The sequence below is a fragment of the Pseudomonas citronellolis genome (assembly GCF_029335315.1).
GTDB lineage: Bacteria > Pseudomonadota > Gammaproteobacteria > Pseudomonadales > Pseudomonadaceae > Pseudomonas > Pseudomonas citronellolis_A.
Genome location: NZ_JARJLT010000207.1, coordinates 1 through 13573 on the forward strand (window position 1 = coordinate 1; position 13573 = coordinate 13573).

At 68.3% G+C, this 13573-nt stretch carries 11 protein-coding genes; 7 read left to right on the plus strand and 4 right to left on the minus strand.

Annotation, left to right across the window (positions count from 1 at the left end; all coding sequences use genetic code 11):
• Positions 1-86: 86 nt before the first annotated feature.
• Positions 87-629, minus strand: a complete 543-nt coding sequence (orn, locus tag P3W75_RS16370; protein WP_276228360.1) for an oligoribonuclease — start codon at positions 627-629, stop codon at positions 87-89.
• A gap of 89 nt (positions 630-718) precedes the next feature.
• Here orn and rsgA point away from each other — a divergent pair, with 89 nt between their 5' ends.
• A complete protein-coding gene (rsgA, locus tag P3W75_RS16375) occupies positions 719-1750 on the plus strand; it encodes a small ribosomal subunit biogenesis GTPase RsgA (RefSeq protein ID WP_276228361.1) in 1032 nt (343 codons plus the stop codon).
• An 8-nt stretch (positions 1751-1758) separates the two neighbouring features.
• On the opposite strand, the gene motB is transcribed toward rsgA, so the two are convergent.
• Positions 1759-2802, minus strand: coding sequence for a flagellar motor protein MotB (motB, locus tag P3W75_RS16380; protein ID WP_276228362.1), 1044 nt, complete (start codon positions 2800-2802; stop codon positions 1759-1761).
• Between the two features lie 3 nt (positions 2803-2805).
• Positions 2806-3657, minus strand: coding sequence for a flagellar motor stator protein MotA (motA, locus tag P3W75_RS16385; RefSeq protein WP_276228363.1), 852 nt, complete (start codon positions 3655-3657; stop codon positions 2806-2808).
• 123 nt (positions 3658-3780) lie between these two features.
• On the opposite strand from motA, the gene P3W75_RS16390 reads away from it, so the two are divergent.
• The 5 genes from P3W75_RS16390 (at position 3781) to P3W75_RS16410 (ending at position 11244) form a co-directional block, all read left to right on the plus strand.
• A complete protein-coding gene (locus tag P3W75_RS16390; RefSeq protein WP_276228364.1) occupies positions 3781-5301 on the plus strand; it encodes an HDOD domain-containing protein in 1521 nt (506 codons plus the stop codon).
• Between the two features lie 126 nt (positions 5302-5427).
• Positions 5428-6243, plus strand: coding sequence for a thiosulfate sulfurtransferase (gene rhdA, locus P3W75_RS16395; protein WP_276228365.1), 816 nt, complete (start codon positions 5428-5430; stop codon positions 6241-6243).
• Between the two features lie 3 nt (positions 6244-6246).
• Positions 6247-7116: an archaetidylserine decarboxylase gene (asd, locus tag P3W75_RS16400; protein ID WP_276228366.1), complete on the plus strand. Its 870-nt coding sequence runs from the start codon at positions 6247-6249 to the stop codon at positions 7114-7116.
• Positions 7117-7297: 181 nt separating this feature from the next.
• Positions 7298-9109, plus strand: a complete 1812-nt coding sequence (locus P3W75_RS16405) for a molecular chaperone (RefSeq protein WP_276228367.1) — start codon at positions 7298-7300, stop codon at positions 9107-9109.
• 62 nt (positions 9110-9171) lie between these two features.
• Positions 9172-11244, plus strand: coding sequence for a GGDEF/EAL domain-containing response regulator (locus tag P3W75_RS16410; protein ID WP_276228368.1), 2073 nt, complete (start codon positions 9172-9174; stop codon positions 11242-11244).
• Positions 11245-11452: 208 nt separating this feature from the next.
• Here the strand turns inward: P3W75_RS16410 and serB are convergent, their stop codons facing one another.
• Positions 11453-12673, minus strand: a complete 1221-nt coding sequence (gene serB / locus P3W75_RS16415) for a phosphoserine phosphatase SerB (protein WP_276228369.1) — start codon at positions 12671-12673, stop codon at positions 11453-11455.
• A gap of 188 nt (positions 12674-12861) precedes the next feature.
• Between serB and P3W75_RS16420 the strand changes: the two genes are divergently transcribed.
• Positions 12862-13573 (plus strand): AhpA/YtjB family protein (locus P3W75_RS16420; protein ID WP_276228370.1); only part of this gene is annotated, 712 nt, incomplete at its 3' end.

The following is a 13573-nucleotide window of genomic DNA, read 5'->3' on the forward strand; positions in this document are numbered from 1 at the left end:
CTGGGCTCCCGCGTTCGCGGGAGCGACAGGGTGGGGAGTGCGCGCAAGACAGTTGCTCCTACGGCCTAGCGCCCCGCTAATGCGGGTCAGACCTTGATGAAGGTCTCGCGGTAGTAGCGCAGCTCGGCGATGGATTCGCGGATGTCGTCCAGCGCCAGGTGGGTGTTGCCCTTCTTGAAGCCGTCGCGCACCTGCGGGGCCCAGCGCGCGGCCAGTTCCTTCAGGGTAGAGACGTCGAGGTTGCGGTAATGGAAGTAGGCTTCCAGCTTCGGCATGTGCCGGTAGAGGAAGCGGCGATCCTGGCAGATGCTGTTGCCGCAGATCGGCGAGGCGCGCTTGGGCACCCACTTTTCCAGGAAGGCCAGGGTCTGCGCCTCGGCCTCGGCGGCGCTGATGGTGCTTTCGCGCACGCGCTGGGTCAGCCCCGACTGGCCGTGCTGGCGGGTGTTCCACTCGTCCATGCCGGCGAGGGTTTCCTCGCTCTGGTGCACGGCGATAACCGGACCTTCCTCGAGGATATTGAGGTCACTGTCGGTGACGATGGTGGCCATTTCGATGATCACGTCCCGGTCCGGGTCCAGGCCGGTCATCTCCAGGTCGATCCAGATCAGGTTCTGTGCGTTCTGCATGCTGCGCTCCTCGGCTCAAGCCCCCTAGTTTAGCGGGAAGCGCGCCGACGCATGCTAAACTCGCCGGCGATTTTTCCCGTGGACTGCATATGGCCAAGCGTCATCTCACCCGCCGGCAGAGCTGGCGCATCGAAAAGATCCAGGAAGAGCGCGCGGCGCGCGCCGCCAAGCGCGAGTCGCGCGCCGTGGAAGAGCTGGAAGGCGGCGACCTGGGCCCGGAACAGAACGGCCTGGTGATCGCCCACTTCGGCGTCCAGGTGGAAGTCGAGGCGCTGGAAGGCGAGCACGCCGGCGAAGTGCTGCGCTGCCACCTGCGCGCCAACCTGCCGCCGCTGGTCACCGGCGATCGCGTGGTCTGGCGCCCGGGCAACCAGGGCATCGGCGTGATAGTCGCGCAACTGCCGCGCAGCTCCGAGCTGTGCCGCCCGGACATGCGCGGCGTGCTCAAGCCGGTGGCGTCCAACGTCGACCGCATCGTCATCGTCTTCGCCCCGCGCCCGGAACCCCACGCCAACCTGATCGACCGTTACCTGGTAGCCGCCGAGCACGCCGGCATCCGCCCGCTGCTGCTGCTGAACAAGGCCGACCTGATCGACGAGCAGAACGCCGAGCAGATCGACGGCCTGCTGAGCACCTACCGTGAGCTGGGCTACCCGCTGCTGGAGGTCTCGGCCTTCAACGGCCTGGCCATGGATGCGCTGCGCGCCGCGCTGAACGAGCACATCAGCGTCTTCGTCGGGCAGTCCGGGGTGGGCAAGTCGTCGCTGGTCAACGCGCTGCTGCCGGGCGTCGACACCCGCGTCGGCGAGCTTTCCGAAGTCACCGGCAAGGGCACCCACACCACCACCACCGCGCGGTTGTTCCACTTCCCCGCCGGCGGCGACCTGATCGACTCCCCCGGTATCCGCGAGTTCGGCCTGGGCCACGTCAGCCGCGACGACGTCGAGGCCGGCTTCATCGAGTTCAAGGACCTGCTCGGGCGCTGCCGCTTCCGCGACTGCAAGCACGATCGCGAACCCGGCTGCGCCCTGCTCAAGGCGTTGGAAGAAGGCCGCGTCAGCCCGCAGCGAATGGCCAGCTACCGGCACATCCTCGCCAGCATGCCGGAGCCGGAGTACTGATCCCGCGCTTACTGCTTCTTCAGCTCGTCCAGTTTCAGCGTGCCACCGTCGTCGAACAGGTTGAGCTTCTCGCGCACCTGTTCGGCCGGTAGCGGCTGGGTCGGCTGCGCGCCCGGCACGGTGCCCGGGGCTGGCGTCGTGGCAGCACCCGGCGCCGCCGGCTTGGCCGGGTCCGCGTCGCTGCCGTCCTGGCCTTCGATGGCGCGTTGCGCGCGCTTGGTCAGGACGATGATGTCGATGCGCCGGTTCACCGGGTTCAGCGGGTTCTTGCGGTCGAACAGCTGCGAGGCGGCGTAGCCGACCACGCGGGCGATCTGCCCGTCCGGGTAGCCGCCGGCCACCAGGGCGCGGCGCGCGGCGTTGGCGCGGTTGGCCGACAGCTCCCAGTTGCCGAATTCGTCGCCGGCGTAGGGCTTGGCGTCGGTGTGGCCGCTGACGCTGATCTTGTTCGGCACCTGCTTGATGGTCTCGGCCATGGCCAGCAGGATGTCCTCGAAATACGGCTGCAGGCGCGCGCTGCCGAGGTCGAACATCGGCCGGTTCTCGGCGTCGACGATCTGGATGCGCAGGCCGTCGCGGGTGATCTCGAACAGGATCTGGTCCTTGAACGGACGCAGCTCGGGGTTCTCGTTGACCTTGTTCTGCAGCTCCTGGAGCAGCATCTCCAGGCGTTCCTGCTCGATCGCCTCGGCCTGGCGCTCGGCCTCCGACGGGTTCACTTCCTTTTCCGACTGCGGGCTGATGCGCGTCTCGTCGGCTTCCGGCTGCGCCTGGATCTGCGGGTTGAGGGTCTTGTCCGGCGCCGGCGTCGGCGTGCCGCCCAGGTCGATCACGTAGGGGCTGGCGCTCTCGGTGAAGCCGATGGGGTCCTGGAAGTAGCCGGAAATCGCCTTCTTCTGCTCCGGCGTGGCTGAAGACAGCAGCCACAGCACCAGGAAGAAGGCCATCATCGCCGTGGCGAAGTCGGCGAAGGCGATCTTCCAGCCGCCGCCGTGGTGGCCGGCGGCGTAGCGCTTGATGCGTTTGACGATGATCGGCTGGTTGTTGTCCATACCTTAGCGCCCGCGTACCGCCTGCTCGAGCTCGGAGAAGCTCGGACGGTGCGCCGGCAGCAGCACCTTGCGGCCGAATTCCACCGCCAGCGACGGCGGCATGCCCGAGGCCGAGGCGACCAGGCAGGCCTTGATCGCCTCGTAGAGGTTCAGCTCTTCCTTGGCGTCGTGTTCCAGGGCGTTGGCCAGCGGGCCGACGAAGCCGTAGGCGGCGAGAATACCGAGGAAGGTGCCGACCAGCGCGGCGGCGACGTGGTGGCCGATCTCCGCCTGGCTGCCCTGGCCGAGCAGGGCCATGGTGATCACGATGCCCAGTACCGCGGCGACGATACCGAAGCCCGGCAGCGCGTCGGCCACGCGGGTCACGGCGTGGGCCGGGTGCTCGAAGTCTTCCTTGAGGCTGCCCAGTTCCATGTCGAACAGGCCTTCCAGCTCGTGCGGGGCCATGTTGCCGGAGGACATGATGCGCAGGTAGTCGCAGACGTAGGCGGTCATGCGCTCATCCTTCAGCACCGCCGGGTACTTGCTGAAGATCGGGCTGGCCGAGGGCTCCTCGAGGTCGGCCTCGATGGCCATCATGCCCTCGCGGCGGCTCTTGTTGAGCACCTCGTAGAGCATCCCCAGGACTTCCAGGTAGAAGACGTGGGTGAAGCGGTTGCTGAACATCTTCGGCGCCTTCTTCAGCACCGTCATGAAGGTGCTGCCGGGGTTCGCCTGGAGGAAAGCGCCCAGCGCGGCGCCGCCGATGATCAGCACCTCGAAGGGCTGCACGATGGCCATGATCTTGCCGCCGGAGAGCAGGTAGCCGCCGAGGACGCTGCCCAGCAGCACGAGGATGCCGATGATTTTTGCCATTGAGGATTCGACTGGAACTGTGGACGGGATGGAGCCGCTCGCGTGCGACTCCCTGTTGTTATCGGAGATTCCGCGCAAGACTATAGGCTGCGAATTGTAAAAACCAGTTTCGGCGGCCCAAGCATGCCCACCCACACCCCCGTTCCAGAAAGCCTCGCCTCCTGGCTCCAGTTGCTGGAAGAGCTGCCGCTGCCGGTCCCCGCCGAACAGCACGAGCGGGTGCGCCGCGCGCTCGGCGACAACCGCCGCTCGCTGCGCGAGATCGCCGACCTGCTGCAGGACTGCCCGACCCTGGCCCTGGCCATCCTGCGCGAGGCCAATCGCGCGCGGATGGCCGCGGACAACCCGGCGGAAAGCCTGGAGGTGGCCCTGAGCCGTCTCGGCCTGGTGCGCGCGGCCGCCCTGCTGGAAAGCCTGCCCAGCGTGCCCGCCGCGGAGATGCCGCCGGCCCTGGGGCAGATGCTGCTGATCAGCCGCCACGCCATGCAGCTGGCCAGCGGCCTGTTCGCCAGCCGCCTGGCGCGGCTGTGGCAGGAGATCCACTGGGGCAGCCTGTTCATCCTCGCCCCGGTCTGGGCCCTGGCCACGGCGCGCCCGGAGCTGCTGGACCAGTGGCAGCAGCAGGTGCTCGGCGAAGGCCGCGCCAGCGCCGACGTGGAACAGGAACTGCTGGGCATGCGCCTGTTGCCGCTGTGCGCCGCCCTCGCCGAGCGCTGGCGCCTGCCGGAATGGATCGGCCAGGGCCTGCGCCTGCTCGGCGAGGACCACGAACTGCTGGTCCGCGCTCTGCACCTGGCGCACGCCGAGAGCGAGCCGCTGGCCCAGCAGCAACGCCTGGACGCCGACCCGGAGCTTGCGCGCTGGCTGACCCGCCCGGGCAACACCATCCTCCTCGCCAACAGCCTGGCGATGGCCGCGCACCAGTCCTGGGGCGGGCCGCACATGCTGCGCTGGCAGCGCCTGACCGCCCTCTACCTGCAGGAGCCACTGGAGACGCTGCAGCAGCAGGTCCACGGCCTTTCCGTGCAGAGCGCGCGCAAGGATGCCGACCCACGCTACTGGCACCCCGCGCAGGCCCTGCTCTGGCCCTGGGACGCCCATCGCTGGCAGCCCCGGCCCAAGGCGCCAGCGGCGGCGAGCGGCAGCCCCGACCAGTGGCGACGCGCCTGCGCCGAACTGCTGCGCAGCCCGAGCCCGTTCGGCAACCTGGTGCAACTGCTCGACTGCGCCAGCGACGCCCTCAAGGCCTGCGGCCTGGGTCGCGCCGCGCTGTTCCTGGCCGACCGCCAGCAGAGCCAGTTGCAGGTGCGCCGCAGCTTCGGCCTGGCCGCCGAGAACGAGTCCCTGCAACTGACCGCCGCCAGCAGCCAACTGCTGCGCAAGCTGCTCGAACGCCCGGCGCGCCTGCACCTGCACCCGGGCAATCTGGCCGAGTATTCCGCCGTCATGCCCGGCCGGCTGAAAGCCGCGCTGCCCGGCGAGCACCTGCTGCTGCGCTCGCTCGCCCGGGGCCAGCGGGTAGTGATGCTGGTGGCCGCCGACCGCCACGGCCGGCCGATCGCCGACGTTCAGGGCCAGGCGTTCGACAAGACCTGCCAGTGCATCGAACGCGCCCTTCAGCAGTTCGGTGCCAGCGCGGGCTGACGCGCACATCCGGTAAAGCGATTGCCCGCCTGCGCCGCGCGCTTTTTCGTTAAACTGCGGCGTTTGCGGGCGGCCCCGGGCCGCCCCGCGCAGATCCATCCGGCCGCCACTTAGGGAGTCGCCGCCATGTCCGCCTTTTCCGCCCTGCCTCTGGTGATCGAACCGGCCGAGCTGGCCGCGCGCCTCGACGCCCCCGAGCTGATCCTGGTCGACCTGACCAGCCCGGCGCGCTACGCCGAGGGCCACCTGCCGGGCGCCCGCTTCGTCGACCCGCGGCGCACCCAATGGGGCCAGGCGCCGGCGCCCGGCCTGCTACCGGCCAAGGCCGACCTGGAAGCGCTGTTCGGCGAACTGGGGCACAACCCCGATGCGGTCTACGTGGTCTACGACGACGAGGGCGGAGGCTGGGCCGGGCGCTTCATCTGGCTGCTGGATGTGATCGGCCACGACAAGTACCACTATGTCGACGGCGGCCTGCACGCCTGGCTGGCCGACGGCCTGCCGCTGAGCCAGGACGTTCCGGCGCCGGCCGGCGGCCCGCTGCCGCTGACCCTGCACGACGAGCCCACCGCCACCCGCGAATACCTGCAAAGCCGCCTGGGCGCCGCCGACCTGGCCGTCTGGGACGCGCGCAACCCCAGCGAATACAGCGGCCAGAAAGTGCTGGCGGCCAAGGCCGGGCACGTTCCCGGCGCGGTCAACTTCGAGTGGACCGCCGGCATGGACCGCGCCCGCGCCCTGCGCATCCGCACCGACATGGCGCAGATCCTCCAGGACCTGGGCATCACCCCGGACAAGGAAGTGATCACCCACTGCCAGACCCACCATCGCTCCGGCTTCACCTACCTGGTGGCCAAGGCCCTCGGCTATCCGCGGGTCAAGGGCTACGCCGGGTCCTGGTCGGAATGGGGCAACCACCCCGACACCCCCGTAGAGGTTTAAGGAATGTCGTTCAAAGATCGTCTGTTCATCCTCGGCCAGTACCTGCTGCCGCACCACCTGCTGTCGCGCCTGATCGGCTGCGCCGCCGAATGCCGCGCCGCCTGGTTCAAGAACCGCCTGATCGGCTGGTTCGCCCGTCGCTACCAGGTCGACATGCGCGAAGCGCTGGTCGAAGACCTGCAGGCCTACGAGCACTTCAATGCGTTCTTCACTCGCGCCCTCAAGGATGGCGCGCGTCCGCTGGACGAAACCCCGGCCGGCGTGCTCTGCCCGGCCGACGGCGCCATCAGCCAGCTCGGCCCGATCGAGCATGGCCGCATCTTCCAGGCCAAGGGCCACAGCTTCAGCCTGGCCGAGCTGCTGGGCGGCGACGCCGAGCGCGCCGCGCCCTTCATGGGCGGCAGCTTCGCCACCGTGTACCTGTCGCCGAAGGACTACCACCGCGTGCACATGCCGCTGGCCGGCACCCTGCGCGAGATGGTCTACGTGCCCGGCCGGCTGTTCTCGGTGAACCAGCTGACCGCCGAGCAGGTGCCGGAGCTCTTCGCCCGCAACGAGCGCGTGGTCTGCCTGTTCGACACCGAGCGCGGCCCGATGGCGGTAGTGCTGATCGGTGCGATGATCGTGGCCTCGGTCGAGACCGTGTGGGCCGGCCTGGTCACCCCGCCGAAGCGTGAGCTGAAGGCATTTGCCTACGACGAGGCCGCGCGCGCTCCGATTCACCTGGAGAAAGGCGCCGAGCTGGGCCGCTTCAAGCTGGGCTCCACCGCCATCGTGCTGTTCGGCCCCGAGCAGGTCGCCTGGGCCGAGCAACTGGGCGCCGGCAGCCCGGTGCGCATGGGCCAGTTGCTGGGCGCAGCGCGCCAGGCCTGATCGTCCAGGGGGCGGCGCGACTGTGTCCGCCCCGATACACGAAAACGCTGGCAGGCCCCGCACCAGCCTTGGGAACGGGCTGCCAGATCAAGTGGATACTGCTAGAGTTTGGAAAAAGCCGGCGTGAAGACCGGGACACGGTCCAGCGCGCGGACCCGAGCTTGGAGTACCTCATCCGACCATGGACAATCCCAGTCCCCAGCAATTGCTGCGCGTACCGACGCCGACGCATGAAAGCCTGAGCTTCTGCAACGTCAACGCGCGCGACCTGAAGAACTGGCTGGACCACCTGCCCAAGGCCAACCTTGGGGAAACCGCTCGCCAGCTCTACCAGGGCCTGATCGAGCTCAACCAGCTGAAGCTCACGGTGGAAGGCCGGCTGCAGCTGCTGGAGCTGTTCCGCCCGGAAGTCCAGTCGGTGTGCCACAACCTGGAGCGGCACTTCCTCAACCAGTCCATCGTGCTGGACGAGCGCCCGCGCAAGGTCGCCAACCTCTGCCAGGCGCTGCAGAACCACCTGGCGGTCGGCTACAAGCTGGTGGTGGTGCGTGAGGCGCCGCGCTTCACCCGCGAACGCGCGCAGATCCTCACGCTCGCCCTGCAACGCGCGATCCGCAGCCTCAGCGGCCCGCTGATCCGCGCCCAGCAGCTGTACTGCCCGGTACCGGAAAGCCTCTGGCTGGAACTCCACCAGCTCTACCAACTGGCCCGCCAGCATGGCATCCAGGGCCTGGCGGTGCGCGACGACCTGGCCAAGCACGGCAACGCCCTGAGCGTCGAACAGTCCTACCTGGTGGCCCTGCTACTGGGGTGCGCACGCTGCAACCAGATGCGCCAGGCGAGCATCGCACAGGTGGCCGAGGCCCTCGAAGCCTGGGGCTCGCTGGTGCGCCTGCAATCGGCGGAAAGCCCGTCCAGCCTGTTCGTGGCCTCGCCCCAGGTCGACGGCCCGCCGCGCTACCGTTCGCTGTACAAGGACAGCGAGCTGCAGGGTGGCCTTGGCATCGACCCGCAGCGCCTGGTGGCGGCCATCCGCGAATACCTCGAATGCGCGCCGGAGAAACGTGGCGCGCTGCCGTTCAAGGTCAACGAAAGATTCAGCCTGGACCTGCTGCAACACCTCGCCAGCGCCTGGGGCGACATCGCCGAACGCAGCTTCCAGCGCACCCTGGGCCAGGGCCAGCTGACCCTGTGCATCGGCATGAGCGCCCTGCACTACTACCTGGCCGGCCGCTGCAGCTTCGCGGAGCTGCTCAAGCTGCCCGAGCCGGTGCGCCAGCCGACCTTCCAGCACGAGACCAAGGACGCCTGGTCGGGCGCCTTCGACGCGCAGAAGGTCAACGACTGGCAGCCGGGCGTGCCCCTCGAGGAAATCGAATACCAGCCGCTGAGCCAGGCCAACGAGAAGAGCGGCCCCGGCGTCGCCGAAGACGCCGGCGACGAGTACCCGGTATACCCCCTGCCCATCGTCAACCACAGCCCCGGCGGCTACTGCCTGACCTGGCCGAAGGAAATCCCCAGCCAGCTGCAGGCCGGCGAGCTGCTCGGTATCCAGGACGCCCCCGGCCAGGGCTGGAGCGTCGCGGTGGTGCGCTGGATCCGCCAGGTACGCGGCGGCGGCACGCAGATGGGCATCGAGCTGATCGCGCCCATCGCCCAGCCCTGCGGCCTGCAACTGCTGCGCAAGTCGGAGCAGAGCAGCCACTACCTGCGCGCCCTGCTGCTGCCGGAAATCGCCGCCATCTCGCGGCCGGCGACGCTGATCTCGCCGCGCCTGCCGTTCCAGGAAGGCAGCCGGGTGCAGATCAACCTGCACGGCGAGGAACGCCGCGCCACCCTGACCCGCAAGGTCACCGCCACCGGCAGTTTCAGCCAGTTCGAATACCGCAGCCAGGAGCGTCCGAAGGACGCCGACGATAAGCCGGTCACAGGGACGAATAGCCACAGCGGCCCGGGGGAGGAAGATTTTGACTCGCTATGGAAGTCTCTGTAGATTCGGGCGCACTCCACTCGTCGCCTTCTGGCTGCCGCCCGGCGCGTTATAAGCAGCTTTCCATGGCCAATGAAAAGAAAACCGTCCGCCTGCTGATCCTGGAAGACTCGCAGAACGAAGCCGAGCGCCTGGTCAGCCTGTTCCGCAACGCCGGTCGCGCCACCCGCGTGCACCGTCTCACGTCCGCCGAGGACCTCGGCGAGGCCCTGCAGCAGACCTGGGACCTGCTGATCGCCGCGCCGCAAAGCGCCGCCCTGGCCCCGGACGAAGCGCTGGCCACCCTGCGTCGCCAGGCCAAGGACATCCCCTTCATCCAGTTGGTCGAAGGCAACGACTCCGACGACATCACCCAGGCCCTGGCCCTCGGCGCCCACGACGCCCTGCCCCAGGGCGAGGACGAGCGCCTGGTGCTGGTGGCCAACCGCGAGTTCGCCAGCCTCGAGGAGCGCCGCGCCCGGCGCTCCGCCGAAGTAGCCCTGCGCGAAGCGGAAAAACGCTGCCAGCTGCTGCTGGACAGCTCGGTGGACGCCATCACCTACGTCCACGACGGCATGCACATCTATGCCAACCGCGCCTACGTCGCGCTGTTCGGCTACGAAGACGCCGAAGAACTGGAAGGCCTGCCGATGATCGACCTGATCGGCAGCAGCGACCAAAGCACCTTCAAGGACTTCCTCAAGGGCTACCAGCACGGCAACGGCGACAAGGAGCTGCTCTGCGCCGGCGTCCGCGTCGACGGCCAGGCGTTCAAGGCGCGCATGGGTTTCTCGCCCGCCACCTACGACGGCGAGCCCTGCATCCAGGTGGTGATTCGCGCCGAGCAGGACAACAGCGAACTGCACGAAAAGCTTCGTGAAGTCAGCAGCCAGGACCTGGTCACCGGGCTGTTCAACCGCGCGCACTTCCTCGACCTGATGGATGCCGCCGTGGAGCGCGCCGTCACTGCGGGGCAAACCGCCACCCTCGCCTACCTGCTGCTCGACCGCGCGCAGAACCTGCAGCTGAGCCTGGGCATCGCCAGCATCGACCTGCTGCTGGCCGACCTCGCCAACCTGCTCCGCGAACAGCTGCCGGCCGACACCCTGCTGGCGCGCTTCAGCGACGACGCCTTCAGCGTACTGGTCGACGGCCAGACGCCGGAACAGAGCGAAGCGCTGTTCGCTGGGCTGCTGAAGAAGGTCGAGAGCCACCTGTTCGACATCCACGGGCGCACCGCCCAGGTGACCCTGTCGATCGGCTGCGCCGGGCTCGACGAGAAGACCAGCCGCGCCCAGGACGTCATCGACCGCGCGCACCGCTGCGCCGACGAAGTGGCCCAGGCCGACGGCAACGGCATCAAGCGCTACGATCCAGCCGACGAACTGGCCGCCGCAGCCAACCGCGGCGACCTGCTGGCCATCGTCCAGCAGGCCCTGGAACAGAACGGCTTCCGCCTGCTGTTCCAGCCGATCATCAGCCTGCGCGGCGACAGCCACGAGCACTACGAAGTGCTGCTGCGCCTGCTCAACCCGCAGGGCGAGGAAGTCCCTGCCGCCGACTTCCTCGGTGCGGCCAAGGCCGGCGGGCTCGCCGAACGCATCGACCGCTGGGTGCTGCTGAACTCCATCAAGCTGCTCGCCGAGCACCGCGCCAAGGGCCACAGCACCAAGCTGTTCGTCCACCTGTCCGGCTCGAGCCTGCAGGACGCCGGGCTGCTACCCTGGCTGGCGGTGGCGCTGAAGGCCGCGCGACTGCCGGCGGACTCGCTGATCCTGCAGATCAGCGAAACTGACGCGGTCGCCTACCTGAAGCAGGCCAAGGCGCTCAGCCAGGGCCTCGCCGAGCTGCACTGCCAGGTCGCCCTGGGCCAGTTCGGCTGCGCGCTGAACCCGTTCAACACGCTCAAGCACATGAGCGTCGATTTCGTGAAGATCGACGGCTCCTACGTGCAGGACCTCGGCCGCCCGGAGAACCAGGAAACCCTGCGTACCCTGATGGCCAGCCTGCACGCCCAGGCCAAGCTGACCATCGTGCCCATGGTGGAAAGCGCCACCGCCCTGGCCACGCTGTGGCAGGCGGGCGCCAACTACATCCAGGGCCGCTACCTGCAGGGGCCGAGCCAGGCGATGGACTACGACTTCTCCTCGGAGGAGTAACCCGCCGCGCCCCATGGGAGCCTTCGTAGGGCGTATAACCGTTCGCGGTTATACGCCATTACCCCAACGCACCAATCAACCCTTGAACCGCCGCGCATCGTCGCTGGGCGGCGGATAACGCTTCGCGTTATTCGCCCTACGCTTCTGGACCGCCGCGCCCAAACACAAAAAAGCCGCCCGAAGGCGGCTTTTTCATGGCGCGACGAACTCAACGCCCATCCACGCCCTCGCGGTCGCGGAAGCCCAGCAGGTAGAGGATGCCGTCCAGGCCCAGGGTGGAGATCGCCTGCTTGGCCGACTGCTTGACCAGCGGCTTGGCGCGGAAGGCCACGCCGAGGCCGGCCAGGCCGAGCATCGGCAGGTCGTTGGCGCCGTCGCCCACGGCGATGGTCTGCTCCAGTTGCAGGCCTTCCTTCGCCGCCAGTTCGCGCAGCAGGTCGGCCTTGCGCTGGGCGTCGACGATCGGCTCCACGGCCACGCCGGTGACCTTGCCGTCGACGATCTGCAACTCGTTGGCGAACACGTAGTCGATGCCCAGCTTGGCTTGCAGCTGGCGAGCGAAATAGGTGAAGCCGCCGGACAGGATGGCGGTCTTGTAGCCCAGGCGCTTGAGTTCGGCGAACAGCGTCTCGGCGCCCTCGGTCAGGCGCAGCGACGCGCCGACTTCCTCGAGCACGCCCTCGGAAAGCCCCTGGAGCAGCGCCAGGCGCTCCTTGAAGCTGGCACGGAAATCCAGCTCGCCGCGCATCGCCCGCTCGGTGATTTCCGACACCTGCTCGCCGACCCCGGCAGCCTTGGCCAGTTCGTCGATGACCTCGGCCTCGATCAGCGTCGAGTCCATGTCGAATACCGCCAGGCGGCGGTTGCGGCGGAACAGCGAGTCCTGCTGGAAGGCGATGTCGACATTGAGTTCCTGGGCCACGCTGAGGAACTCGGCGCGCAGCGCCACCGGGTCGGCCGGTTCTCCACGCACGGAGAACTCGATGCAGCCCTTGCCACGGTCGGCCGGCATGTTCAGCGGCATGCGCCCGGACAGGCGGTCGATCTGGTCGATGTTCAGGCCGTACTTGGCGGTGATCGAGCTGACCCGCTGCAGCTGCTCCGCGGTCACCCGCCGGGTCAGCAGGGTGACGATCTGGCGCGGCTTGCCCTGGCCGTCGACCCACTGCTGGTAGTCGGCTTCCGACACCGGAGTGAAGCGCACCTGCTGATCCAGTTTGTAGGCGGTGAACAGCACGTCCTTGAGGACCGAGGACGCCCGCTCGGTGTCCGGGATTTCCACCAGGATGCCGAAGGACAGGGTGTCGTGGATGACCGCCTGGCCGATGTCGAGGATGTTCACCCCGCCCTGGGCCAGTACGCCGGTGACGGCCGCGGTGAGGCCGGGGCGGTCTTCCCCGGTGATATTGATCAGGACGATTTCGCGCAAGGCGCAGTCTCCGCCATGGAAAAAGCGCACATTCTACCGACTTTCTCGGCCGTGCACCGGGCAACCGCCGATCGGATCGGCGCATACCTTCGGGCGACCCGCCCAATTGCAGGCCGGACGAAGCTTTGCCCGTTTCCGGGGCGCCGTTATACTGCCCGGCAACTGCCTCATAGAAGACCGAGCCCGCTGTGACCCGGCCCACCTCCGTCAAGCCCGACAATTTCTTCCTGTTGCTCTACCACGCCCTGCGCCAGCGCCGGGTACCGGTGGCCCTGCGTATCGCCATCCACAGCCTGGTGCTGGTGGCGGCGGCGCTGCTGATCTACGCCTGGGTGATGGGCATGCAGTTCAAGCAGGCCATGCACCAGCAGGCCGACGCCGTGGGCCAGAGCCTGACTACCCAGACCGCCGCCTCGGCCACCGAGTTGCTGGTGTCCAACGACATCCTCAGCCTCAACGTGCTGCTCAACAACCTGACGAAGAACCCGCTGGTGGCCCACGCCGCCATCTACAGCGCCGACGGCCGCACCCTGGCCGAGGCCGGTTCGCGCCCCAAGCAGAGCCTGCTGGGCGACACCGAAGGGGTCTACTCGACGCAGATCACCTTCCAGGAAGTGATGGCCGGGCAACTGCGCATCAGCCTGAACATGGAACAGTTCCAGCAGCCGATGATGGTCAGCCTGCAGAGCATGGGGCTGATCAGCCTGATCCTGCTGCTGCTCACCCTGACCCTCAGCCTGCGCCTCGGTCGGCATATCTCCACGCCGCTGCTGCAGTTGCGCGTATGGCTGCGCGACCCGGACGATCCCGCCCCCGGCGCCGGCCTGCAGAACGAGATCGGCGACCTGGCGCGCCAGCTCCAAGCGCGCCTGGTGCCAGAGAAACCGCCGGCGCCGCCGG

Excerpts from the sequence above, each read along its gene's own strand:
- rsgA (WP_276228361.1), top strand. The coding sequence starts at position 719 with ATGGCCAAGCGTCATCTCACCCGCCGGCAGAGCTGGCGCATCGAAAAG.
- P3W75_RS16390 (WP_276228364.1), top strand. The coding sequence starts at position 3,781 with ATGCCCACCCACACCCCCGTTCCAGAAAGCCTCGCCTCCTGGCTCCAG.
- P3W75_RS16410 (WP_276228368.1), top strand. The coding sequence starts at position 9,172 with ATGGCCAATGAAAAGAAAACCGTCCGCCTGCTGATCCTGGAAGACTCG.
- orn (WP_276228360.1), bottom strand. The coding sequence starts at position 629 with ATGCAGAACGCACAGAACCTGATCTGGATCGACCTGGAGATGACCGGC.
- asd (WP_276228366.1), top strand. The coding sequence starts at position 6,247 with ATGTCGTTCAAAGATCGTCTGTTCATCCTCGGCCAGTACCTGCTGCCG.
- motB (WP_276228362.1), bottom strand. The coding sequence starts at position 2,802 with ATGGACAACAACCAGCCGATCATCGTCAAACGCATCAAGCGCTACGCC.
- P3W75_RS16405 (WP_276228367.1), top strand. The coding sequence starts at position 7,298 with ATGGACAATCCCAGTCCCCAGCAATTGCTGCGCGTACCGACGCCGACG.
- motA (WP_276228363.1), bottom strand. The coding sequence starts at position 3,657 with ATGGCAAAAATCATCGGCATCCTCGTGCTGCTGGGCAGCGTCCTCGGC.
- rhdA (WP_276228365.1), top strand. The coding sequence starts at position 5,428 with ATGTCCGCCTTTTCCGCCCTGCCTCTGGTGATCGAACCGGCCGAGCTG.